Annotated in this window: 24 protein-coding genes; 14 read left to right on the top strand and 10 right to left on the bottom strand. The window is 72.2% G+C overall.

Annotated features, from left to right (window positions below; all coding sequences use genetic code 11):
- Nucleotides 1-85 precede the first annotated feature (85 nt).
- A complete protein-coding gene (locus tag ACFQGL_RS15800; protein ID WP_377512175.1) occupies nucleotides 86-859 on the bottom strand; it encodes an enoyl-CoA hydratase/isomerase family protein in 774 nt (257 codons plus the stop codon).
- Between the two features lie 98 nt (nucleotides 860-957).
- On the opposite strand from ACFQGL_RS15800, the gene ACFQGL_RS15795 reads away from it, so the two are divergent.
- The 3 genes from ACFQGL_RS15795 (at nucleotide 958) to ACFQGL_RS15785 (ending at nucleotide 2,351) form a co-directional block, all read left to right on the top strand.
- Nucleotides 958-1,437, top strand: a complete 480-nt coding sequence (locus ACFQGL_RS15795; protein ID WP_377512173.1) for a DUF6232 family protein — start codon at nucleotides 958-960, stop codon at nucleotides 1,435-1,437.
- Nucleotides 1,438-1,500: 63 nt separating this feature from the next.
- Complete coding sequence (locus ACFQGL_RS15790) at nucleotides 1,501-1,983, top strand: DUF6232 family protein (protein WP_377512170.1); 483 nt, start codon at nucleotides 1,501-1,503, stop codon at nucleotides 1,981-1,983.
- Nucleotides 1,980-2,351 carry a DoxX family protein gene (locus ACFQGL_RS15785; RefSeq protein WP_377512167.1) on the top strand — a complete coding sequence of 124 codons (372 nt, stop codon included), beginning with the start codon at nucleotides 1,980-1,982 and terminating at the stop codon, nucleotides 2,349-2,351. The genes ACFQGL_RS15790 and ACFQGL_RS15785 overlap by 4 nt, the downstream gene beginning before the upstream one ends.
- A gap of 11 nt (nucleotides 2,352-2,362) precedes the next feature.
- On the opposite strand, the gene ACFQGL_RS15780 is transcribed toward ACFQGL_RS15785, so the two are convergent.
- On the bottom strand, nucleotides 2,363-3,928 hold the full coding sequence (locus ACFQGL_RS15780) for a dienelactone hydrolase family protein (RefSeq protein WP_377512164.1): 1,566 nt from the start codon (nucleotides 3,926-3,928) through the stop codon (nucleotides 2,363-2,365).
- 53 nt (nucleotides 3,929-3,981) lie between these two features.
- Between ACFQGL_RS15780 and ACFQGL_RS15775 the strand changes: the two genes are divergently transcribed.
- Nucleotides 3,982-4,710, top strand: coding sequence for a hypothetical protein (locus tag ACFQGL_RS15775; protein ID WP_377512161.1), 729 nt, complete (start codon nucleotides 3,982-3,984; stop codon nucleotides 4,708-4,710).
- An 11-nt stretch (nucleotides 4,711-4,721) separates the two neighbouring features.
- Here ACFQGL_RS15775 and ACFQGL_RS15770 read toward each other — a convergent pair whose 3' ends face one another.
- Together ACFQGL_RS15770 and ACFQGL_RS15765 are read right to left on the bottom strand one after the other, a co-directional pair.
- Nucleotides 4,722-5,618 carry a ribokinase gene (locus ACFQGL_RS15770; protein WP_377512158.1) on the bottom strand — a complete coding sequence of 299 codons (897 nt, stop codon included), beginning with the start codon at nucleotides 5,616-5,618 and terminating at the stop codon, nucleotides 4,722-4,724.
- Between the two features lie 25 nt (nucleotides 5,619-5,643).
- Nucleotides 5,644-6,474 (bottom strand): ABC transporter ATP-binding protein, encoded by an 831-nt coding sequence (locus ACFQGL_RS15765; RefSeq protein ID WP_377512154.1) that lies wholly within the window; start codon nucleotides 6,472-6,474, stop codon nucleotides 5,644-5,646.
- Nucleotides 6,475-6,605: 131 nt separating this feature from the next.
- Between ACFQGL_RS15765 and ACFQGL_RS15760 the strand changes: the two genes are divergently transcribed.
- Together ACFQGL_RS15760 and ACFQGL_RS15755 are read left to right on the top strand one after the other, a co-directional pair.
- Nucleotides 6,606-7,619 carry an ABC transporter ATP-binding protein gene (locus ACFQGL_RS15760; RefSeq protein ID WP_377512151.1) on the top strand — a complete coding sequence of 338 codons (1,014 nt, stop codon included), beginning with the start codon at nucleotides 6,606-6,608 and terminating at the stop codon, nucleotides 7,617-7,619.
- A complete protein-coding gene (locus tag ACFQGL_RS15755) occupies nucleotides 7,616-8,632 on the top strand; it encodes an ABC transporter permease subunit (protein WP_377512147.1) in 1,017 nt (338 codons plus the stop codon). The genes ACFQGL_RS15760 and ACFQGL_RS15755 overlap by 4 nt, the downstream gene beginning before the upstream one ends.
- A gap of 158 nt (nucleotides 8,633-8,790) precedes the next feature.
- On the opposite strand, the gene ACFQGL_RS15750 is transcribed toward ACFQGL_RS15755, so the two are convergent.
- Nucleotides 8,791-9,966 (bottom strand): ROK family transcriptional regulator, encoded by a 1,176-nt coding sequence (locus ACFQGL_RS15750; RefSeq protein ID WP_377512144.1) that lies wholly within the window; start codon nucleotides 9,964-9,966, stop codon nucleotides 8,791-8,793.
- A gap of 146 nt (nucleotides 9,967-10,112) precedes the next feature.
- Here ACFQGL_RS15750 and ACFQGL_RS15745 point away from each other — a divergent pair, with 146 nt between their 5' ends.
- The 4 genes from ACFQGL_RS15745 to ACFQGL_RS15730 all read left to right on the top strand — a co-directional run bounded on the left by ACFQGL_RS15745 (nucleotide 10,113) and on the right by ACFQGL_RS15730 (nucleotide 13,350).
- The gene (locus ACFQGL_RS15745; protein WP_377512141.1) at nucleotides 10,113-11,567 is read left to right on the top strand and encodes a glycoside hydrolase family 3 N-terminal domain-containing protein; all 1,455 of its coding nucleotides are present in this window, start codon (nucleotides 10,113-10,115) and stop codon (nucleotides 11,565-11,567) included.
- A gap of 79 nt (nucleotides 11,568-11,646) precedes the next feature.
- Nucleotides 11,647-12,198, top strand: coding sequence for a hypothetical protein (locus tag ACFQGL_RS15740; RefSeq protein WP_377512138.1), 552 nt, complete (start codon nucleotides 11,647-11,649; stop codon nucleotides 12,196-12,198).
- Nucleotides 12,195-12,710 (top strand): thiol-disulfide oxidoreductase DCC family protein, encoded by a 516-nt coding sequence (locus tag ACFQGL_RS15735; protein ID WP_377512135.1) that lies wholly within the window; start codon nucleotides 12,195-12,197, stop codon nucleotides 12,708-12,710. Before ACFQGL_RS15740 ends, ACFQGL_RS15735 begins: the two co-directional genes overlap by 4 nt.
- The gene (locus ACFQGL_RS15730; RefSeq protein ID WP_377512132.1) at nucleotides 12,652-13,350 is read left to right on the top strand and encodes a TetR family transcriptional regulator; all 699 of its coding nucleotides are present in this window, start codon (nucleotides 12,652-12,654) and stop codon (nucleotides 13,348-13,350) included. Before ACFQGL_RS15735 ends, ACFQGL_RS15730 begins: the two co-directional genes overlap by 59 nt.
- Before the next feature lie 233 nt (nucleotides 13,351-13,583).
- Here ACFQGL_RS15730 and ACFQGL_RS15725 read toward each other — a convergent pair whose 3' ends face one another.
- The 4 genes from ACFQGL_RS15725 to ACFQGL_RS15710 all read right to left on the bottom strand — a co-directional run bounded on the left by ACFQGL_RS15725 (nucleotide 13,584) and on the right by ACFQGL_RS15710 (nucleotide 16,065).
- A complete protein-coding gene (locus ACFQGL_RS15725; protein ID WP_377512129.1) occupies nucleotides 13,584-14,246 on the bottom strand; it encodes a GNAT family N-acetyltransferase in 663 nt (220 codons plus the stop codon).
- 102 nt (nucleotides 14,247-14,348) lie between these two features.
- Nucleotides 14,349-14,564 carry a helix-turn-helix transcriptional regulator gene (locus ACFQGL_RS15720; RefSeq protein ID WP_377512126.1) on the bottom strand — a complete coding sequence of 72 codons (216 nt, stop codon included), beginning with the start codon at nucleotides 14,562-14,564 and terminating at the stop codon, nucleotides 14,349-14,351.
- A 457-nt stretch (nucleotides 14,565-15,021) separates the two neighbouring features.
- Nucleotides 15,022-15,216 carry a DUF397 domain-containing protein gene (locus ACFQGL_RS15715; protein ID WP_377512123.1) on the bottom strand — a complete coding sequence of 65 codons (195 nt, stop codon included), beginning with the start codon at nucleotides 15,214-15,216 and terminating at the stop codon, nucleotides 15,022-15,024.
- Between the two features lie 12 nt (nucleotides 15,217-15,228).
- Nucleotides 15,229-16,065, bottom strand: a complete 837-nt coding sequence (locus ACFQGL_RS15710) for a helix-turn-helix domain-containing protein (protein WP_377512120.1) — start codon at nucleotides 16,063-16,065, stop codon at nucleotides 15,229-15,231.
- Between the two features lie 391 nt (nucleotides 16,066-16,456).
- Between ACFQGL_RS15710 and ACFQGL_RS15705 the strand changes: the two genes are divergently transcribed.
- The 4 genes from ACFQGL_RS15705 to ACFQGL_RS15690 all read left to right on the top strand — a co-directional run bounded on the left by ACFQGL_RS15705 (nucleotide 16,457) and on the right by ACFQGL_RS15690 (nucleotide 17,822).
- The gene (locus ACFQGL_RS15705) at nucleotides 16,457-16,669 is read left to right on the top strand and encodes a hypothetical protein (RefSeq protein ID WP_377512117.1); all 213 of its coding nucleotides are present in this window, start codon (nucleotides 16,457-16,459) and stop codon (nucleotides 16,667-16,669) included.
- Complete coding sequence (locus ACFQGL_RS15700) at nucleotides 16,666-16,902, top strand: hypothetical protein (RefSeq protein ID WP_377512114.1); 237 nt, start codon at nucleotides 16,666-16,668, stop codon at nucleotides 16,900-16,902. The genes ACFQGL_RS15705 and ACFQGL_RS15700 overlap by 4 nt, the downstream gene beginning before the upstream one ends.
- A 71-nt stretch (nucleotides 16,903-16,973) precedes the next feature.
- The gene (locus ACFQGL_RS15695) at nucleotides 16,974-17,171 is read left to right on the top strand and encodes a DNA repair protein (RefSeq protein ID WP_377512111.1); all 198 of its coding nucleotides are present in this window, start codon (nucleotides 16,974-16,976) and stop codon (nucleotides 17,169-17,171) included.
- A 132-nt stretch (nucleotides 17,172-17,303) separates the two neighbouring features.
- Entirely contained in the window at nucleotides 17,304-17,822 is a 519-nt protein-coding gene (locus tag ACFQGL_RS15690; protein ID WP_377512108.1) for a hypothetical protein, read from the top strand.
- Between the two features lie 8 nt (nucleotides 17,823-17,830).
- On the opposite strand, the gene ACFQGL_RS15685 is transcribed toward ACFQGL_RS15690, so the two are convergent.
- The gene (locus ACFQGL_RS15685) at nucleotides 17,831-18,289 is read right to left on the bottom strand and encodes a hypothetical protein (RefSeq protein ID WP_377512106.1); all 459 of its coding nucleotides are present in this window, start codon (nucleotides 18,287-18,289) and stop codon (nucleotides 17,831-17,833) included.
- Nucleotide 18,290 lies beyond the last annotated feature (1 nt).

The raw sequence follows: 18,290 nt of genomic DNA, 5'->3' as shown, positions 1-18,290 counted from the left end.
CACACGCTACTGGCCGGTAGGCAGAATGTGAACCGTTCTCGACTACCCGTCGGAGGCGGTGTGGACCCGCCGCCCCGGGGCCCGATCAGCGGCCGGTGAAGCCCGGCTTGCGCTTCTCGACGAAGGCCGCCATGCCCTCACGCCGGTCGTCGGTGGCGAACAGCGCCGCGAAGAGCTGACTCTCCCAGGCCAGGCCCGAGGCCAGGTCCATGTCCAGGCCGCCGTCGACCGCCAGCTTCGCCGCGCGCAATGCCTGCATCGGCCCGTTGACGTACGGAGTGACCAGCGTGACCGCCGCGTCGTAGACCTCGGCGGCGGGAACCACCCGGTCGGCCAGGCCGATCCGCAGCGCCTCCTGCGCGTCCACCATCCGACCGGACATGATCAGATCCTTGGCTCGGGCCGGGCCGACCAGCCGGGCCAACCGCTGGGTGCCACCGGCGCCGGGGATGATGCCGAGCTTGATCTCCGGCTGGCCGAGCTTGGCGTCCTCGGCCACCACACGCCAGTCGCAGGCCAGCGCCAGCTCGCAGCCGCCACCCAGGGCGTAACCGGTGATCGCGGCGACCACCGGCTTGGGGATCCGGGCGATCGCGCCGAGCGCACTGGACAGGTTCGCGGCCCGGTCGGCCATGTCCACGTAGGACATCTCGGCCATCTGCTTGATGTCCGCGCCGGCCGCGAAGACCTTCTCCCCGCCGTACACGATGACGGCGCGGACCTCGGAGTCGGCGGTGGCCGCCGTGGCGGCGGCGCGCAACTCCTCCTGCACCTGGGTGTTGAGCGCATTCATCGGCGGGCGCTCCAGCCGGATGGTGCCGATGCCGTCCTTGATCTCCAGCCGAACGAACTCGCCCACGCTGCCCTCACTTCCTCGTCGAAGTCGCGTGCCAACCTTACGACCCGGCTCGTTGGGGTAAGTAGTCTGGTGTCAGCCCGGCGGGCGGGAGTCCAGCAATGATCACCTATTACGACGACAAGTCGGTGCAGGTCACCTCCACCACCATCTGGGTCGACGGCCGCAGCTTCGCGCTGGCCGACATCACTATGGTCTGGCACCGCCGGGGCACCCGGTCCTGGCGAGTTCTCGTCGGTCGGGGCGCGATCGGCGCCGCGCTGGCCGGTCCACTGGTGGCGGCCCTGCTCGGCATCGGCCTGGCCGTCTGGCTGCACCGCTCCCCCACCGTGACGATCGCGATCGTCGGCGCCTCGGTGCTGGTCGGGCTGGCCGTCGGCCCGGTCGCCGACTTCCTCTTCGAACACCTGGACCGCTCCTACGCCAAGGGCAGCCGGCAACTGGAGATCTGGGCTCGCTGGCGGGGCCAGCCGGTGCGGCTGCTGCGCACCGGCGACGCGCTGCGCTTCGGCCAGATCTACCGGGCGCTGCAACGCGCGGTCGAGCACAGCAACCCGGCCCGCCCCGCCGGCCGCCGCTGAGCGCTGCCCACCGACACCCTTTCGGGACGGGTCCGGGTTGCCTGTGGGTGGTTAGGCTTAGTGATGACCCTCTATTACCGGGACGACGCGGTGCAGGTGACCTCCGAGTCGATCCGGGCGGGCGGTCACGTGGTCGCCCTCGCCGACGTGACCTTCGTCTGGCACGCCCGCGGCCCCAAGACCCTGGCGGTGCAGGGTCGGGTGCTCGGCCGGGGCGTCCTGATCCTGCTGCTCTCGTTGCCACCGCTCGTCGGGCTGGTGTGCGTACTGTCGCTTGCCTGGTCGGCACAGGATCGGGGCAACTGGAAGCTCGCGCTGCTGATCCTCGCCGCCTGCGCGGTGGGCGCGTTGGCGTTGACGCCGTTCCTGGAGATCCCGCTGGGCTGGCTGGACCGCTCCTACGAGCGCGGCAGCCACGTGCACGAGCTGTGGGTGCAGCACCACGGTCAGGAGCACCTGCTGGTGCGCACACCGGACGCGCTACGGTTCGGGCAGATCTACCGGGCCGTGCAACGCGCCGTCGAGCAGCAGGGGGACCATCGATGACCACCCGTCGCGGCGAGGCCGTCGCGCTGGCCGGGCTGCTCGCGGCGGCCGGCGTCACCCACCTGCTGCGCCCCGGCGTCTACGACCCGATCGTGCCGCGCGCGCTGCCCGGTCCGGCCCGTTTCTGGACGTACGCCAGCGGTGTCGCCGAGCTGGCGGTGGCTGCGGCGGTGGCGCATCCGACCACGCGGCGGGCCGGCGGCCGGGCCGCCGCCGCGCTGTTCGTCGCCGTGCTACCGGCGAACGTGAAGATGGCGGTGGACTGGCGGCACCGGCGTCCAACGAAGCGGGCCATCGCCTACGGCCGGGTACCGATGCAGGCGCCGCTGATCTGGTGGGCGCTGCGCGTCGCCCGCGCCCCGCGTTAGGGCCCGGCCGGTCAGCTCAACGGCAGGGTGGTGGCGATCGGCCACCCCACCAGGGCGGCGCCCAGCACGGCGGGCAGCCACCACGGGCTGGCGTACCGGCGCAGCACCGTCGCCCAGGCCACCTGCCAACCGAGCAGCACCGCGAACAGCGGCACCACCAGCAGCACGAACCCGGGCGCCACGCCGACCAGGGCCGCCGCGACCAGTACCAACACGGTGACCCCGACGACCAGCAGGTGCCGCAGGGCCCGCCCGGCGACGACCAGCTCGACGCTCAGCAGGAACAGCAGGCACGCCGCCGCCACCACCGGGAGCAGCCACCAGCGGGCGCCGACCGGCAGCGCCGAGGTCAGGCCCAGGTGGATCGGCAGCGCGACGGCGAGGACCGCGTACCCGGTCAGCGCCAGCGTTGCGACGACGAGCCGTGCCGGCGTGAGGCCAGATCGCGCATCGGCCGGGCCGGGGGCCGACTTGGCGGTCGACAGGCCCGGCAGCCGGCGACCGACGGCCAGCAGCAGAGCGGTGACCAGCAGGAACCCGGTTACGTAACCACCGACCGCGAGCGGGAGCCGCGTGGTCGGCAGCACCGCCGCGCCGACCGCGCCGATGCCGGCCGCGACCACCGCCAGCCCGAGCAGGAGCAGACCGTCGCGCGGCGCCCGGCCCGTTGGCGGCGCGGCGTCACCGGGGGACAGCGCGGTCGACCGCCGACCGGAGCCCCGCCGAGGCAGGAGCAGGGCCGCCAGGGGAACCACCCCGATGCCGAACGCGAGCAGCAGGAGCGCCGCCCCGGTGAGCCGGGCGGTCGGGCGCGGCCGGGTCGGCCCGTCGCCGCCGGGCAGCCAGGCGGCGATCTCCTCGTGGGTACGCGACGCGAAGAGCACCGAGATGTGCTCCACACCGGGCACCACCACCGCCGAACGTCGGTCGGCGGCACGGCCACCCCGCCGGATGGCCTCGTCGACCGCCCGCCGGAAGCCGGGGAACTCCGCGCCGCCCACGATCAGCAGCAGCTCCGCCGGCCGTCCCGGCGGCAGCTCACCGGCGTCGGGCAGCGAGATCGCCACGGTCCGGACGATCTCGGGGTGCTCGACGGCGTACCGGGTGACCGCCCCGGCACCCATCGAGTGCCCGACCAGCACGATCCCGTCCGCGTCCACGTCCGGCTGGGAACGCAGGTGAGCGACGGCGGCATCCAGGTCGGCGGCGAGCGTGGCGGCCGAGGGATCCCCGGCCGAGCTGGTCAGCCGGGCGGGGTTGGCACCGTGCCCGGCGAAGTCGAACAGCAGCGCGACCGCTCCCCGACGGGCGACGGTGTCGGCGATCGGGCGCATCAGCCGGGCCGAGCCGGCGAAGCCGTGCGCGATCACCACCCCGGGTCGTCGTACGCCGGGCGTCGGCTGGCCGGCGCGTACCTCGGTCATCGGCACCCCGCCGACGGTGACCTGCCGGGTGGTGAGCCCGTCGTCCGCCCGGACCAGCACCAGCGTGCCGAGCGCGGCGGCGACCACCGCCAACACGGCGAGCACAACGGCGGTACGGGTGCTCGGCGGGCGGTACGGCGAGGCGGCCACCATTCCGGCACCCTACCGTCGAGCGGTTGCGGCACGGCCGACGCACACTTGGTGCCATGGCGATTCCCCTCCCCACACCGACCGCGATGGTCGGCCTGACCCGATCCGCACTCGACCAGGCGCTCGGCTCGGCCGCCTCGTTCGCCGCCGTGCCCGCCCGCGCGTTCGCGGTGCTGGACGGGGTGGAGGCGCTGCTGGCCCGGATAAACGGGGTGGTGGACCGGATCGAGACGACTCTGGACCGGACCGACGCGGTGCTCACCGACGCCGAGACGGCGGTCCGCGAGGTGGCCGTGATCAGCGCCGCCGCGACAACCGCCATCGACACCGCCACCGAGGTGGCGACGGCCGCGGCCGTGGTGGTCCGGGAGGCCGACGCGGTCGCCGGTACGGCTGGCCGGGTGGTCGCCGAGGCCGAGGCGGTGGCCAGCCGGGCCGCCGGCACCGTGGGCACCGCTGCCGAGGCGGCGGCCACGGCGGCGGAGCTGCTGGCGGCGTACGAGCCGGCGCTGCGCCGGGCCGCGCCGATGGCCGGGCGGTTCGTCGAGCAGCTCAGTCACGAGGAACTCACCGCGGCGATCCACCTGATCGACGAGCTGCCCAAGCTCAAGGAACACCTGACGGCGGACATCCTGCCGATCCTGGCGACCCTGGACCGGGTCGGCCCCGACCTGCACGACCTGCTGGACGTCACCCGCGACCTGAAGCTCGCCGTGGCCGGCATCCCGGGGCTGGGGATGTTGCGCCGACGCGGCGAGAAGCTGACCGACGAGACCGCCAACTGAGCCCGGCGGGGTCAGCCGGGCTGGTACAGCTCGTCGATCTCGGCGCGGCGGGGCAGCGCCACCGACGCGCCGAGCCGGCGTACGCAGGCCGCGCCGGCCGCCGACGCCCAGCGCACCGCGTCGACCACGTCCCGCCCCTCGCCCCAGCCGACGGCCAGCGCGGCGGTGAACGCGTCGCCGGCTGCGGTGGAGTCGACCACCTGGACCGGGACCGCTGGAATGTGCACCTGGGCGCCCTCGCGGTCGACGTACCAGGCGCCCTCCCCGCCGAGGGTGAGCACGGCCCGGGGGGCCAGGTCGAGCAGCGCCCGGGGCTCCTCCCGACCTCGGCCGACGAACGTACGCGCCTCGCCCTCGTTGACGATGAGCAGGTCCACGGCGGCGAGCAGCTCCGGCGGGAGGTCCCGCGCCGGGGCGGCGTTCAGGATGACCCGGGTGCCGGCGGCGCGGGCGGCCACCGCTGCGGCGGCCACCGTCCGCACCGGGATCTCCAGTTGGGCGACCAGGACGTCCGCCTCGCGTACCGTGGCCAGTTCCTCGTCGGTGAGGCCGGTCAGCGTGTCGTTCGCGCCGGGGGTGACCACGATGGCGTTCTCCCCCTGTGCGTTGACCATCACGAGCGCCACCCCGGAGGTGCCGTAGACCACGCGCAGCTGGCTGGTGTCCACCCCGGCCGCGGCGATCCGGGCCTTGAGCGTCACGCCGAACGCGTCGGAGCCGATCGCGCCGAGGAAGGCGCAGGACGCGCCCGCCCTGGCCGCGGCGACGGCCTGGTTGGCGCCCTTGCCGCCGGGCACCATCACGAAGTCGGTGCCGAGCATGGTCTCGCCCTGGCGGGGCAGGGCGGGCGCCATCGCGACCAGGTCCATGTTGGCGCTGCCCACCACGACCACCCGGGTCTGCGGCACGGTCACCTCCCGACCGGTCCGACGCTCAGGCGGCGCGAGCGGTGTAGCGGTCGCCCGACCGCTCGACCACCAGCGGCAGGCCGAAGGTCTTGGAGAGGTTGTCCCCGGTCAACGTCTCGGCGAGCAGGCCCTGTGCGACCACTCCGCCTTCGCGCAGCAGCAGCGCGTGGGTGAACCCCGGCGGGATCTCCTCCACGTGGTGGGTGACCAGCACCAGCGCCGGGGCGTCCGGGTCGTACGCCAGCTCGGCCAGGCGGCCGACCAGGTCCTCCCGTCCGCCGAGGTCGAGCCCGGCGGCGGGCTCGTCGAGCAGCAGCAGCTCCGGGTCGGTCATCAGCGCGCGGGCGATCTGCACCCGCTTGCGCTCGCCCTCGGAGAGGGTGCCGTAGCGGCGTTCGGCGAGGCCGCCGATGCCGAGCTGACTCAGCAGCGCCCGCGCTCGCGCCTCGTCGCCGCGCTCGTAGCTCTCCCGCCAGCGACCGACCACCGACCAGGCGGCGGTCACCACCACGTCGCTGACCCGCTCGTCGGCGGGCAGCCGCTCGGCGAGCGCGGCGGTGGAGAGCCCGATCCGGGTACGCAGTTCGTTGACGTCGGTACGGCCGATCCGTTCACCGAGCACGTGGGCGACACCGGTGGTCGGGTGCAACCGGCCGGCGGCGAGGTTGAGCAGCGTGGTCTTGCCGGCGCCGTTGGCGCCGAGCACCACCCAGCGCTCGTCCAGCTCGACCCGCCAGGTGAGGTCCTGGAGCAGGGCGGTGCCGGACCGGCGTACGCCGACGCCGTCGAGGCTGACCACCAGATCCGGGTCCACGGATGCGGCGCCGGCGGCGTCGGGGATCAGGTCACCAGTCACCGGACCATCCAACCACGCACCGCCGCGCCGCCCCCCACGGGCGGCGCTCCGGCCATAGGGTGAGGCGCCGTGTCGTTGATCACCACACTCGGAGGACGGCCAATGCCCCGTCGAGGTACGGAGTCCCGCGGATGAGCGCGGTCATCGAGATCGAGGGTCTGCGCAAGACCTTCCACAGCCTGCGCAACGGCCGGCGGGTGGCGGTGGACGGGTTCGACCTGCTGGTCGAGGCGGGCCAGATCCACGGCTTCCTGGGCCCCAACGGCTCGGGCAAGACCACCACCCTGCGTGCCCTGCTCGGGTTGGTCCGGGCCGACAGCGGGCGGATGACCGTTCTCGGCGAGCCGTCGCCGCAGCTGCTGCCCCGGGTGGCCGGCCGGGTCGGCGCCATCGTGGAGAGCCCCCAGTTCTTCGGCAACTTCACCGGGTACCGCACGCTGCGGCTGCTGGCCCGCGCCGGCGGGGTGCCGATCTCGCGGGTGCACGAGGTGTTGGAGCAGGTGGGCCTGCACGACCGGGGCGACGAACGGGTGAAGGGCTACTCGCTGGGCATGAAGCAGCGCCTCGCGGTGGCGTCCGCGCTGTTGAAGGACCCGCAGCTCCTCATCCTGGACGAGCCGGCGAACGGGCTGGACCCGGCCGGCATCCGGGAGATGCGGGACCTGATGCGGTCGCTGGCCGCGGCCGGGGTGACCGTGCTGGTGTCCAGCCACATCCTCGGCGAGATCCAGCTGATCTGTGACCACGTCACGATCATCTCGCGTGGGCGGCGAGTGGCGGCCGGCCGCGTGGACGAGGTGTTGGCCGGGCACGACCGGCACGAGTTCCTGGTCCGGGTGGCCGAGCCGGAGCGCGCCGCCGAGCTGCTGTTCGCGGCCGAGCTGACGGCGGCCGCCCACGACGACGGCGCGCTGGTGGTGGGCGGGGCGAGCGACCCGACCGTGATCAGCCGGGTGCTCGGCGAGCAGGGGCTGTGGGTGGGCGAGCTGACCCCGCTGCGTCCGGACCTGGAGAGCGTCTTCCTGGAGCTGACCGGCGCCGGTCAGCACCCCGGGGTGCCCCGGCAGGTCGACGGCTCCGGCCTGCCGCCGAGCGGTTCGGGCGACGTGGTGATCGATCTCGACGAGCGGGGAGTGGACGCGTGAACCTGGTCCGTGCCGAATTGGAGCGGCTGTCCGCGCGCCGCTTCGTGCAGCTCATGGTCGTCCTGTTGGTATTGGCCTTCGGCGTCACCGCGGCGACCACCCTGGCCGGCTCACACCGGCCGAGCGCCGCCGAGCTCAGTGCGGCGCGGAATGAGGCCGCCGAGGCACGGCAGGGCATGGAGGACACCTTCCAGAGGTGCCTGGCCCGGCAGGACGGGGCCATCACGTCGCCGGATGAGGGCAATTACTACCCTGCCGACTGCTCGGAGATCGATCCGACGCGAAGGGACCGGCTGCCGATCGCCGCCGACTTCCTGCCCGGGGTGTTCAGCTTCGCCCAGCAGGCCCGACCGCTGCTCTACTTCCTCATCGCGTTCCTGGTGCTGTTCGGGTTCCTGGTCGGCGCCTCGTACGTCGGTGCGGACCTGAACTCGGGCGGTGTGGTGAATCTGCTGCTCTGGCGGCCGCGCCGGTTGACGGTGCTCGGCACCAAGCTGGGCGCCCTGCTCGGTGGGGTGCTGGCGCTGGCGCTGGCGGCCTCGGTGCTCTACCTCGCCACGTTCTGGGTGATCGGGCAGACCGCCGGGCTGGCCACCGAGCTGGACGGCGATTTCTGGCGCGAGCTCGGGGCGCTGCACGGACGCGGACTGGTGCTGGTGCTGCTGGTCAGTGCGTTGGGCTTCGCCATCGCCACGCTGGGCCGGCACACCTCGGCGGCGCTCGGCGCGGTCGCCGCGTACGCGGTGGTCTGGGAGTTGGGCGCCCGGCTGGTCCTGGAGATCGTCGACGCCCGACGCCCGGACCAACTGATGCTCTCCAGCCACATCGGCGCGTGGCTCAGCGGTGAGGCGCGGTTCTATGACAACCAGCTCTGCCGGGGTAGCGCCGACGGCATCTACTGCGACGGGTTCTACTCGCTGACCTGGGGGCCGTCGCTGATCGTGCTGCTCGGAATCACGGGCGGGTTGACGGCGGCGGCGTTCGCCGTGTTCCGCCGTCGCGACCTGATCTGAGGCGTCGCCGGGGCCGCCAGCCTGACTGCGGGCGGCCCCGGCGGACCGGCCCGGCACCGACGCGCGGCCCAGCACCGACGCGCGGCCCAGCACCGGCAGGAGCTTGCAGCAAGCCAGCCAGCGGTGAAATATTTCTTCACGTGACCGTGCCAGCGGGCTCAGCCGACGGTGGAGCCGAACACCTCGTCGCGAACCGCGTCCAGCGCGGTCCGCAGCGCGCCGTGCAGGATCGGCTCCTCGGTCAGCCCGGTGGGCACCACCCGGGGCCGGACCAGGGTGATCGCCGCGACCTCGGCCTGCACCCGGTCGGCGAGCGCCGCGCCGCCGGCCTGGCCGACCTCACCGGCGAGCACCACCAGCGGCGGGTCGAGCACCACACACGTGCTGGCCACTCCGAGCGCGAGCCGACGGGCCAGCTCGTCGAGCATCGGGCCTCCGTCGGCACCGGCTGCGACGGCCGCACGGACCGCGTCGGCGGCGTCGGCGTCCGGGTAGCCGTGCTCGCGGGCCACGGCGCGTACCGAGTCTCCACCGATCAGCTGCTGGAAGGCCGGCTTGGCGCGACGGGACACGTCGCGCGGGATGGGCGCCCCCGGCACCGGCAGGTAGCCGATCTCACCGGCCGCGCCGCTGCTGCCGTGGTGCAGGCGCCCACCCAGCATGATCGCCAGCCCGACACCGGCACCCACCCAGACCAGGACGAAGTCGGCCAGCCCCTGGGCGGCACCGGACTGCGCCTCGGCCACCGCCGCCAGGTTGACGTCGTTCTCGAAGACCACCGGCGTGTGCAGGTCGTCCCGCAGCGCGGCGAGCAGACCGCTGTGCCAGCGCGGCAGGTTGAAGGCGAACGTGATGTCCCCGGTGCCGGGGTCGACCAGGCCCGGCGTGCCGAGCACGATCCGCCGTACGCTGCTCAGCTGCGCCTGGGCGCTGCTCGCCGCCTGCACCACGGCGTTGTGTACGACGCCCACCGGGTCATCGGTGTCCCGGGTGGACTGCTCCACCCGACCGATCACCGCGCCGGTGATGTCGGCGCAGGCGGCCACCACGCGATCCGGGCCGACGTCCACCCCGACCACGTGCGCACTGCCCGGGCGCACCGCGTAGAGCTGAGCGTTCGGCCCCCGCCCGCCGGCCTGCTCGCCGACCCGGGTGACCAGGCCGCGCTCCTCCAGCCGCTCGACCAGCTGGGACGCGGTGACCTTGGACAGCCCGGTCAGCTCACCGAGCCGGGCACGGGTCAGCGGCCCGCGTTCCAGGAGCAGTTCCAGTGCCGCGCGGTCGTTGAGCGCCCGCAACAGGCGAGGGGTGCCGGGCAGCCGGGTCGCACTCATGCCACGTCCTCTAGTTTTCGTAAACTTTGCTAACTGTAAACCGACCTGCGAATGGGTAGCCGTAGCGTAACGGCCACCCGGAGGCGGAATGCTCGGCCGACCCGGCAGGGCGATGACCACCGCAGGTACCGAAGGGGGAAGATCACGTGGGGCTTGATCCAGGACTGCGCCGGCTCGCGCTGGGCACACTGCTGGCCGCGTACCCGGGGCCGGTCCCGCCGGACTGGGCCGTCGACCTGGTAGCCGACGGGCTGGCCGGGCACACCCTCTTCGGCACCAACGTGCACGACCCGGCCCAGGTGGCGGCGAGCACCGCCGCGCTGCGCGCCGGCCGAGCCGACGTGCTGATCGCCATCGACGAGGAGGGCGGGGACGTCACCCGACTGGCGCACGCCACCGGCAGCCCGTACCCCGGCAACGCCGCCCTCGGCACGATCGGCGACGTCGCGCTCACCCGACGGATCTACCAGGCGATCGGCGCGGAGCTGGCCGCGCTCGGCGTCACCGTCAACCTCGCCCCGACGGTGGACGTGAACACCGCCGCCGACAACCCGGTGATCGGCACCCGGTCGTTCGGCGCGGACCCGGTCCGGGTGGCCGCCCACTCGGCCGCCGCCGTGAGCGGCCTACAGGCCGCCGGCGTCGCCGCCTGCGCCAAGCACTTCCCCGGCCACGGCGCCACCATCGCCGACTCGCACCACGAGCTACCCACCGTGGACGTCCCGCTGAGCGTGCTGCGTCAGCGGGACCTGCCGCCGTTCGCCGCGGTCGTCGCCGCCGGGGCACGCGCCGTGATGACCGCGCACATCCGGGTGCCGGCGCTGACCGGCGCCGGTCCGGCGACCTTCAGCCGGGCCGTCCTGGTCGACCTGCTGCGCACCGAGTACGGCTTCACCGGCGCGGTGATCACCGACGCGCTGGAGATGAAGGGTGCCGCCGTGGCGGCCGGCGGCGTCGGACCGGCCGCGGTGCGGTCGCTGGCCGCCGGCGCGGACCTGCTCTGCATCGGCGCGAAGGTCGACGCCGACCTCGTCGAGCGAGTGGCCGCCGAGATCGTCGAGGCGCTGACCGACGGCCGGCTGACGACCGCTCGGGTAGAGGAGGCGGCCGGCCGCGCCGCCGCGCTCGCCGCCTGGACCCGGACCGCCGGCGAGGCGCCGACCAGCACCGACACCGATCTGGGGTACGCGGCCGCGCGCCGCGCCGTCCGGGTGGACGGGGTGCTCACCGGCCTGGACCGACCGCTGGTGGTGCAACTGCACACCGAGTCGACCATCGCCGAGGGGCGGGTGCCGTGGGGCCTCGGTCCACACCTGGACGAGGTGCAGGAGATCCGGGTGATCGCCGCCGAGACGGATCCGGCGACGCTGCGCGGGCTGGCCGGTGAGCGGCCGATCGTGCTGGTCGGGCGGCACCTGCACCGGCTGCCCGGCGGCCCGGAGCTGATCGCCGAGCTGGCCCTGGAGCACCCGGTGACCGTGGTGGAGATGGGGTGGCCGGCACAGTGGCGGCCGGCCGGCGTACGCGCCTTCGTCACCACGTACGGCGCCAGCCACGCCAACGGCCGGGCCGCGGCCGAGGCGCTCGGCCTGGCTGGCTGAACCGGAGCGGGTAGCACCCGCAGATCCATCTTGAACATGTTCAAGAACTGTCCTACGCTCGTGTCGTCAGCAGTTGAACATGTTCAAGAAGGGCGTGCCCATGGACATCAAGGTCTGGATGTACCTGGTCTACCTCGCGGTCAGCATCGGCCTGACCATCTGGGTGGCCCGAGCGTTGTCCCGCAACGGGCAGGTCTTCCTGGAGGAGGTGTTCGCCGACGAACGGCTCGCCCGGGCGGTGAACAGCCTCCTGGTGGTCGGCTTCTACCTGCTCAATCTGGGCTACGTGACGGTGGCGATGAAGCATCCCGACCCGGTGGGTTCGACCAGCCAGGCGATGGAGGAGCTGTCCAAGAAGATCGGCCTGGTGCTGCTGGTGCTCGGCGCGCTGCACTTCTTCAACGTCTTCGCGCTCGGCCGCTACCGCCGCAGCCGGCTCCGCCAGTTCGCCACCCACCCGCCCATCGCACCGATCGGCCGGCTGCCCCTGCAGCCCACGCCGCAGAATCCCTATCCGACCGGCCCCTACCCGACCGGGCCGATCCCGCCGACCGGCACACAGACAGCCAGCCGGCCGGCCGGGGCGCAGCCGGACGCCGGCTCGACGACGAATCCCCCGCCGAGCCGATGACCGTCCCACCGGCCGGCGGCCCAGGCCGGCGCCCGGGTCCCACCGCGCACTCCGGCGGTGGGGTCCGGGGGTTCACCGTCCTATTCGACGCGAACTGCCCGCTCTGCCGGGCCGCCCGCCGCTGGCTGGGATCCCGCGCCCAGCTCGTACCCCTGGAGTTCGTGCCGGCCGGCTCGACCGAGGCCCGGCGGCGCTTCCCCGGCCTGGACCACGACGCGACGCTGCGCGACCTCACCGTCGTGGCCGACACCGGCGAGGTGTACGCGGGCGACGGCGCCTGGTTCGCCTGCCTCTGGGCGCTGGCAGACCACCGGTCCGCCGCCGAGCGGCTGGCCCGGCCGCACCTCCTGCCGCTCGCCCGGCAGATGGTGGCCACCGCCTCGGCGATCCGGGAACGGGTTCGTGATCCGTGGGTCGAGCCGGTCGACGAGCTGGCGGGATACGGTGACCTTGATGACCGAGCAGACTGCGCCGACGACCGCTGCGGGGGATCCGGCGACCACCCGAGGTGAGCAGACCCGGCTGCTGATCCGGGACACCGCGATGCGACTGTTCCGCGAACGCGGTTACGCCCAGACCACCATGCGGGCCATCGCGCAGGAGGCCGGCGTGGCGGTCGGCAACGCCTACTACTACTTCGGCTCCAAGGACCACCTGATCCAGGAGTTCTACGCCCAGTCCCAGACCGAGCACCGGGCCGCCGCACAGCCGGTGCTCGACCGGGAGGAGGCGTTCGGCGCCCGGCTCGCCGGGGTGCTGCACGCCGGCATCGACGTGCTCACCCCGTCGCACGCCTTCGCGGCCACCTTCTTCAAGACGGCGGCGGAGCCCACCTCACCGCTCAGCCCGTTCTCCGCGGAGTCCTCGGGGCCCCGCGAGGCGGCGATCGAGCTGTTCGCCGAGGTGCTGGACGGCTCGACCGCCAAGGTCGACGCCGAGCTGCGTCCGCAACTGCCCGAGCTGCTCTGGTTGGCGTACATGGGTGTCGTTCTCTACTGGGTGCACGACCGGTCACCCGGGCAGACCAAGACCCGGCAGTTGATCGACGGCGCGGTGCCACTGATCGACCGACTGGTGGCGCTGTCCCGGCTGCGGGTGCTCCGGCCGGTGACCCGACAGGTTCTCGACCTCATCCGCACGCTACGTCACTGACCGGCAGGCACCCCTTCGGCCGCCCATCCCCAGGTCAAGTCCACTATTCGACACTCCGAACCGACAGCTCGCACCTTGCACCAAAGCTCTTCGATACGTAGCGTGATCGCGAGGAGGCGGCCTGTCGCCGCGCGGCCGCTCGCCCCGAACCGGGGACCTGGGGGGAGGCTGCGGACCGTGGATCCGGCCCGGGATCCACGGTCCGCGCCCGAGTGCACCGCCGTGGTGGCAGCTCAGCGCGGATAGACCCCGTACGCGCGCCAGCCCCGATCCGGAAACCCGGCCGCGTCCGCGACCCGGGCCGACGCATGATTATCCCGCTCGTGCAGGTAGGTGGGCACCGCGCCCTCGTCGAGCACCCGCCGGGCCGCCTGCGCCACCAGCCGCCGTGCCAGACCACGACCCCGGGCGGCGGGCACGGTGCCGACGGCCACCTCCTGCCCGTACGCGTCGTGTCGCTTCAACCCGGCCCCGGCCAGGTAGTTGCCGTCCAGGTCGCGGACCACCAGCACCGGCCGGTCGAACAGCCGCAGCCAGGGCGGCAGTCCGGCGGCCGTGGACGGCATCCACTCCCCCACGTCGGGCAGCGGCGCGGGGTCCCGGCTCCACCGGAACGGGCCGTCGTGCACGCACCAGTCGGGCAGCCCGACGGCCTCCGGCAACGCCGGCAACAGCCGATCCGGCGAACGCCGGACCAGCGTACGGATCGCCGCCACCCGGTCCCGCGAGACGGAGAGCACCGCGCTACGGCCGGTGTCCACGGCGAGCGCCGGGCGCAGCCGGCCGTCCCACGCCGGCCGATCCCGCCGGTACGAGGCGACGACGTGCAGCCCCGGCCCGGCCGGCCACTGGCCGAGCCAACTGGCCAGATGCAGCTGGAGCCGCCGGTCGAGCATGCGCACCTCCCCCGTCACCCGGCCCGTCGTGGATCACCGTACGCGGGGCGGGCCGCCGGGGCGGACGATCCGTCCGGGCCGGACAGACCCGGGTGGCGCTCGTCAGGCAGGCGTGTCGTCTTCGGTCGGGCGCGGCTGACGGTACTTCTTGATCCACGCCTCGATGTCCTCGGCCAACCAGATCTTGGTTCCGCGAAGCTCTTGATATGGCTTCGGGAACGTTGGGTACCGGGCGAGCTGCTGGAACCGTTGCCGCGAGACGCCCAGGCGCTCCGCGATCTCGTAGGGCCCCATGAGCGGCCCCGGCCCTCGGTCCATGGCTCGAACCTAGGTCGATGCGCTCTTTCCTTTCGGATATTGCCAGTTGACTAATTCGTGTGAGCGCGGCAGTGTGGCCCTATGCCCCGGCACGTGAGCTACAAGGAGTACCTGGTCGCGGTGGCAATGACCCTTGCCCGCCGACACAAGCCGGTGTGGTCATGGATCAAGTGGCGGAACGTCTGTAGGTGCGGTAACGAGCTGCCCTGCCGGGCGAGACACAGGATCCCGATCAATCGCGGGCACTGGCCGGGTGAGAGCCGATGACGAAGCACGAACCGGTCTTGCCCCTGTGGTTGTGCGAGGAATGCGGGCGGCCCTGGCCCTGCGCCCCACGCCGCGCCGAACTGCTGGACGGGCGCGACCGGGTGCGGGGAAGGCAAAGACGGTGAACAGCCAACGGGCGTAGCGGTGGCCAACGCGGGTCACCGATGGCGGCACCCCATGGCACCGCGGGCTAAGCGACGAACCTGCCGGCCCTGATGCCCCGGACGAAGCCGACCCATTGGCCGGGCGTGAACGACAGCACGGGCCCCTGCTGATCCTTGCTGTCCCTGACCATCACGCGTGGCGGGGGCGCAGCCACCTCCACGCAGTTGCCACTAGATCCGGACCTGGTGCTTCTGCGCCAGGTGACGCGAGACAGGTCCATTTCGGTGCCCTTCTACGGGATCAGATCAGATGCAATCGCGCGCAGCGTATCTCGTGTGGGCTTGGGTGCCAGCGCAAGGGCTTGCAGTTGCTCGTGCGCCGCAGCGTACGCGGCAACCTCTCCCGGCCTCTCCAGGTATAGAGCACCGGTCAGGGTGTCGACGTACACCATTCGCTCTTCGGCGGCGTCCGGGTAAGGCTCGGGCATCGGCGGAAAGTCGAGGATCACGAAGCTGCCATCGAAGCCGACCCCAGCGGAATACGGCAGTAGCAGGATCTGGACGTTGCTCCTGGTCGACTCCTCAATGAGTCGGTTGATCTGCCCGCGAAGCACCTCGGGGCCGCCAACCATGCGCCGGGCCGCCCCCTCGTCGATGACCACACGCAGCAGTGGCGGGTCATCCCCCGCCAGGACCGCCTGGCGCTCCATGCGTAGCGCGACCTGACGCTCTACTTCGTCGTCGCGCATCTGGACGGGCGCACCCTGGAATGCAGCGCGGGCGTACTCCTCGGTCTGCAACAGTCCCGGAACCATCTGGCATTCGTAGGTACGGATGACTGACGCTTCGGACTCCATCCCGACGTACGCGGCGAACCAGTCGGGCAGGACATCGGTGTAACGCTGCCACCACCCGCGCTGCTTCGCCTGTCGGGCAACGGCGATGACGGCTTCGGCCTGATCGCCCCTTACGCCGTAGAGGGCGAGCAGCGCCCGCACGTCGTTCGGGTGTGGCCGAACTTCGGCTGTCTCGATCCGGCTGAGCCAACTCGCGTCGTGGTCGACGCGCCGGGCCGCTTCGGCCGAGGTGATTCCGGCTCGCTCCCGAAGTTGCCGGAGTGTCAGCGCCAAGCGCCTACGCCTGACGGTCGGGCTCTGACGTTGAGGCACATGGCCATCTTGCCATGCGGAACACATGACTTCCTTTCGCAGGCACGCAGAACGCAAGATTGGGTTCCGCATATTGCGGATTGCAGACATGCGTGGGACGGTGGTTGCCGGACGTGGCGGTCGATTAACCCTGGGTGGTCCCGCAGTCGCGACCTTCACAAGGAGGGAACGTGGGCCAGCGAGTGAGCTACAAGGAGTACCTGGTCGCGGTGGCAATGACTCTCGCCCGCCGGCACAAGCCGGTGTGGTCGTGGATCAAGTGGCGGAACGTCTGTAGGTGCGGTAACGAGCTGCCCTGCCGGGCGAGACACAGGATCCCGATCAATCGCGGGCACTGGCCGGGTGAGAGCCGATGACGAAGCACGAACCGGTCTTGCCCCTGTGGTTGTGCGAGGAATGCGGGCGGCCCTGGCCCTGCGCCCCACGCCGCGCCGAACTGCTGGACGGGCGCGACCGGGTGCGGGTGGCGTACTACCTGAGCCTCTGCCTGACCTCGGCCGGCCAGGACATGAGCTGGGCACCCGCCGATGCGCTCCGACGCCGGTTCCTCGGGTGGCTGCCGTGACCACACCCCGATCCGGCGAACTGCTCTACGTGAGCCGTACGGCCAGCGTGCAGTTCATTCACCCGATCCTCTTCCGCGTGATCCGGGTGCTCGACTGGATCACCTACGACGGGTGGATCTGGCTGGAGGGCTACCAGCTCGACGCCAAGGGGGACGCGCTGATCAAACGATCGATCTTCGTAATGAAAGCTGGACTGCGCTCCGCCCCGACGTCCAGCACAGGACGGTCATGACGACGAGGGTCACGGATAGACCGTCATATCTATTTCCATACCTGGACACCTTTGTTTGCGACGGTATGGTCATGCCGATTCAGCCGAACGACCGCCACCAGCAGGACCCCGAGCGATTCTGGCGGGCGACGGACACCTCCGGGCGCTTTCCGGCCCAGCCGCGATACCGCGGGATCCGCACCACGGGGGACCCGGATGCGCTGCCCTGGTCCGAGCTGAACAAGCTGCCGGCCGGTCGCTCCACCCGGCGCGGCCTCAACACCCGCTGACACAGCGCCGAGGGGCAACCTCCGCGGCACCCGGCACGACACACCGGGGAGGTCCAGCGCTGGCTTTCGCACACCTGTCGGGTAATTTCTCTTGGTCCGGAATCCCGGCCTACGACAGGAGTAGCTCCGCGCATGGGCAAGAAGACGATCCAGGTCTCCGACTTCAGCGGCACGGTTCTGCAGACCGATGACGAGGTGGTCCGCATCGTCGTCCTGGAGCACCCGGACCTGGTCGCCGGGCCCGTGCAGTTGGACGCCACCCCGACCGAGGTGGAGAACATCGACGACGCGGCGCTGGACGTGGCGGTGGTCGAGATCCACGACCGGCACGGCGGCGGCGAGCCGCGCCGGGTGGTGCTGACCGCCAGCGAGTTCGACGCGATGGCCACCGACGTACCCATGGCGCAGTTGCTGAAGACGGCCGAGCGGGTCCGTCCGCCGAAGGCCCGCAAGAGCGCCGAGAAAATCGACTACGGCACGCTCGACCACGCGGGCCGGCCGCACCGGGGACGGGTCACCGAGGAGGAGGCCCGCCTGGTACGCGAGCAGCTCGACGAGGTCAACAAGCGCCTCGCCGACGCGGGCGTGCGCCAGATCGACCCGGCCGATCCGGAGCACGCCCTGCGTTACGGCTTCCCCGACGTCTCCTGACCCAAGCGTCAGCAGACCTTCTTGGCCCGTTCGCGGAAGGCGGTCTCGGTGATCGCCTTCCGCTCGTCGCCCGAGCCGACGAGGACCTGCTCCGGCCCAAGGCGGGTCACCTCGGCCAGGGTGAACCGCACGGTTTCAGCGTCGTTCCGATCGCCGTGGGCGGCGACGGAATACTCGATGTCCGGCTCGAAGGCGACGAGTGATTGCTCAAGAACCCTCCAGCCGGGCGGTGGCTGCAACAGGGTCACTGTCCCGGGCTCCTCGCCGCCATCACGCTCGATCGCCCATTTCGCGGTCGGCGTGAGCTTGGTGGTGAAGACGGCGATCCGTTTCGCCGAGAAGACGGCACACTCGGCCAGGACCACCGTCGGCTGCCCGTCGACGACGCGCAGCGCGATCACCGGCTTTTCCGCAGGACTGCAGGCAGAGAGCACCGCCAGGGCGGCGAGCGTCACCAGGACGCCCACC

Origin of the sequence: Micromonospora vulcania, from assembly GCF_042658605.1 — a bacterium.
In the GTDB taxonomy this organism is placed as follows: domain Bacteria; phylum Actinomycetota; class Actinomycetes; order Mycobacteriales; family Micromonosporaceae; genus Micromonospora; species Micromonospora vulcania.
The sequence above is the reverse complement of the archived record's forward strand: the minus strand, read 5'-3'. Positions and strand labels throughout refer to the sequence as shown.

Bases quoted from the DNA above. Each gene is read 5' to 3' on its own strand.
- ACFQGL_RS15795 (WP_377512173.1), top strand. From the start codon at position 958: ATGATCACCTATTACGACGACAAGTCGGTGCAGGTCACCTCCACCACC.
- ACFQGL_RS15790 (WP_377512170.1), top strand. From the start codon at position 1,501: ATGACCCTCTATTACCGGGACGACGCGGTGCAGGTGACCTCCGAGTCG.
- ACFQGL_RS15785 (WP_377512167.1), top strand. From the start codon at position 1,980: ATGACCACCCGTCGCGGCGAGGCCGTCGCGCTGGCCGGGCTGCTCGCG.
- ACFQGL_RS15780 (WP_377512164.1), bottom strand. From the start codon at position 3,928: ATGGTGGCCGCCTCGCCGTACCGCCCGCCGAGCACCCGTACCGCCGTT.
- ACFQGL_RS15775 (WP_377512161.1), top strand. From the start codon at position 3,982: ATGGCGATTCCCCTCCCCACACCGACCGCGATGGTCGGCCTGACCCGA.
- ACFQGL_RS15760 (WP_377512151.1), top strand. From the start codon at position 6,606: ATGAGCGCGGTCATCGAGATCGAGGGTCTGCGCAAGACCTTCCACAGC.
- ACFQGL_RS15750 (WP_377512144.1), bottom strand. From the start codon at position 9,966: ATGAGTGCGACCCGGCTGCCCGGCACCCCTCGCCTGTTGCGGGCGCTC.
- ACFQGL_RS15740 (WP_377512138.1), top strand. From the start codon at position 11,647: ATGTTCAAGAAGGGCGTGCCCATGGACATCAAGGTCTGGATGTACCTG.
- ACFQGL_RS15735 (WP_377512135.1), top strand. From the start codon at position 12,195: ATGACCGTCCCACCGGCCGGCGGCCCAGGCCGGCGCCCGGGTCCCACC.
- ACFQGL_RS15730 (WP_377512132.1), top strand. From the start codon at position 12,652: ATGACCGAGCAGACTGCGCCGACGACCGCTGCGGGGGATCCGGCGACC.
- ACFQGL_RS15725 (WP_377512129.1), bottom strand. From the start codon at position 14,246: ATGCTCGACCGGCGGCTCCAGCTGCATCTGGCCAGTTGGCTCGGCCAG.
- ACFQGL_RS15720 (WP_377512126.1), bottom strand. From the start codon at position 14,564: ATGGACCGAGGGCCGGGGCCGCTCATGGGGCCCTACGAGATCGCGGAG.
- ACFQGL_RS15715 (WP_377512123.1), bottom strand. From the start codon at position 15,216: ATGGACCTGTCTCGCGTCACCTGGCGCAGAAGCACCAGGTCCGGATCT.
- ACFQGL_RS15705 (WP_377512117.1), top strand. From the start codon at position 16,457: ATGACGAAGCACGAACCGGTCTTGCCCCTGTGGTTGTGCGAGGAATGC.
- ACFQGL_RS15695 (WP_377512111.1), top strand. From the start codon at position 16,974: ATGCCGATTCAGCCGAACGACCGCCACCAGCAGGACCCCGAGCGATTC.
- ACFQGL_RS15690 (WP_377512108.1), top strand. From the start codon at position 17,304: ATGGGCAAGAAGACGATCCAGGTCTCCGACTTCAGCGGCACGGTTCTG.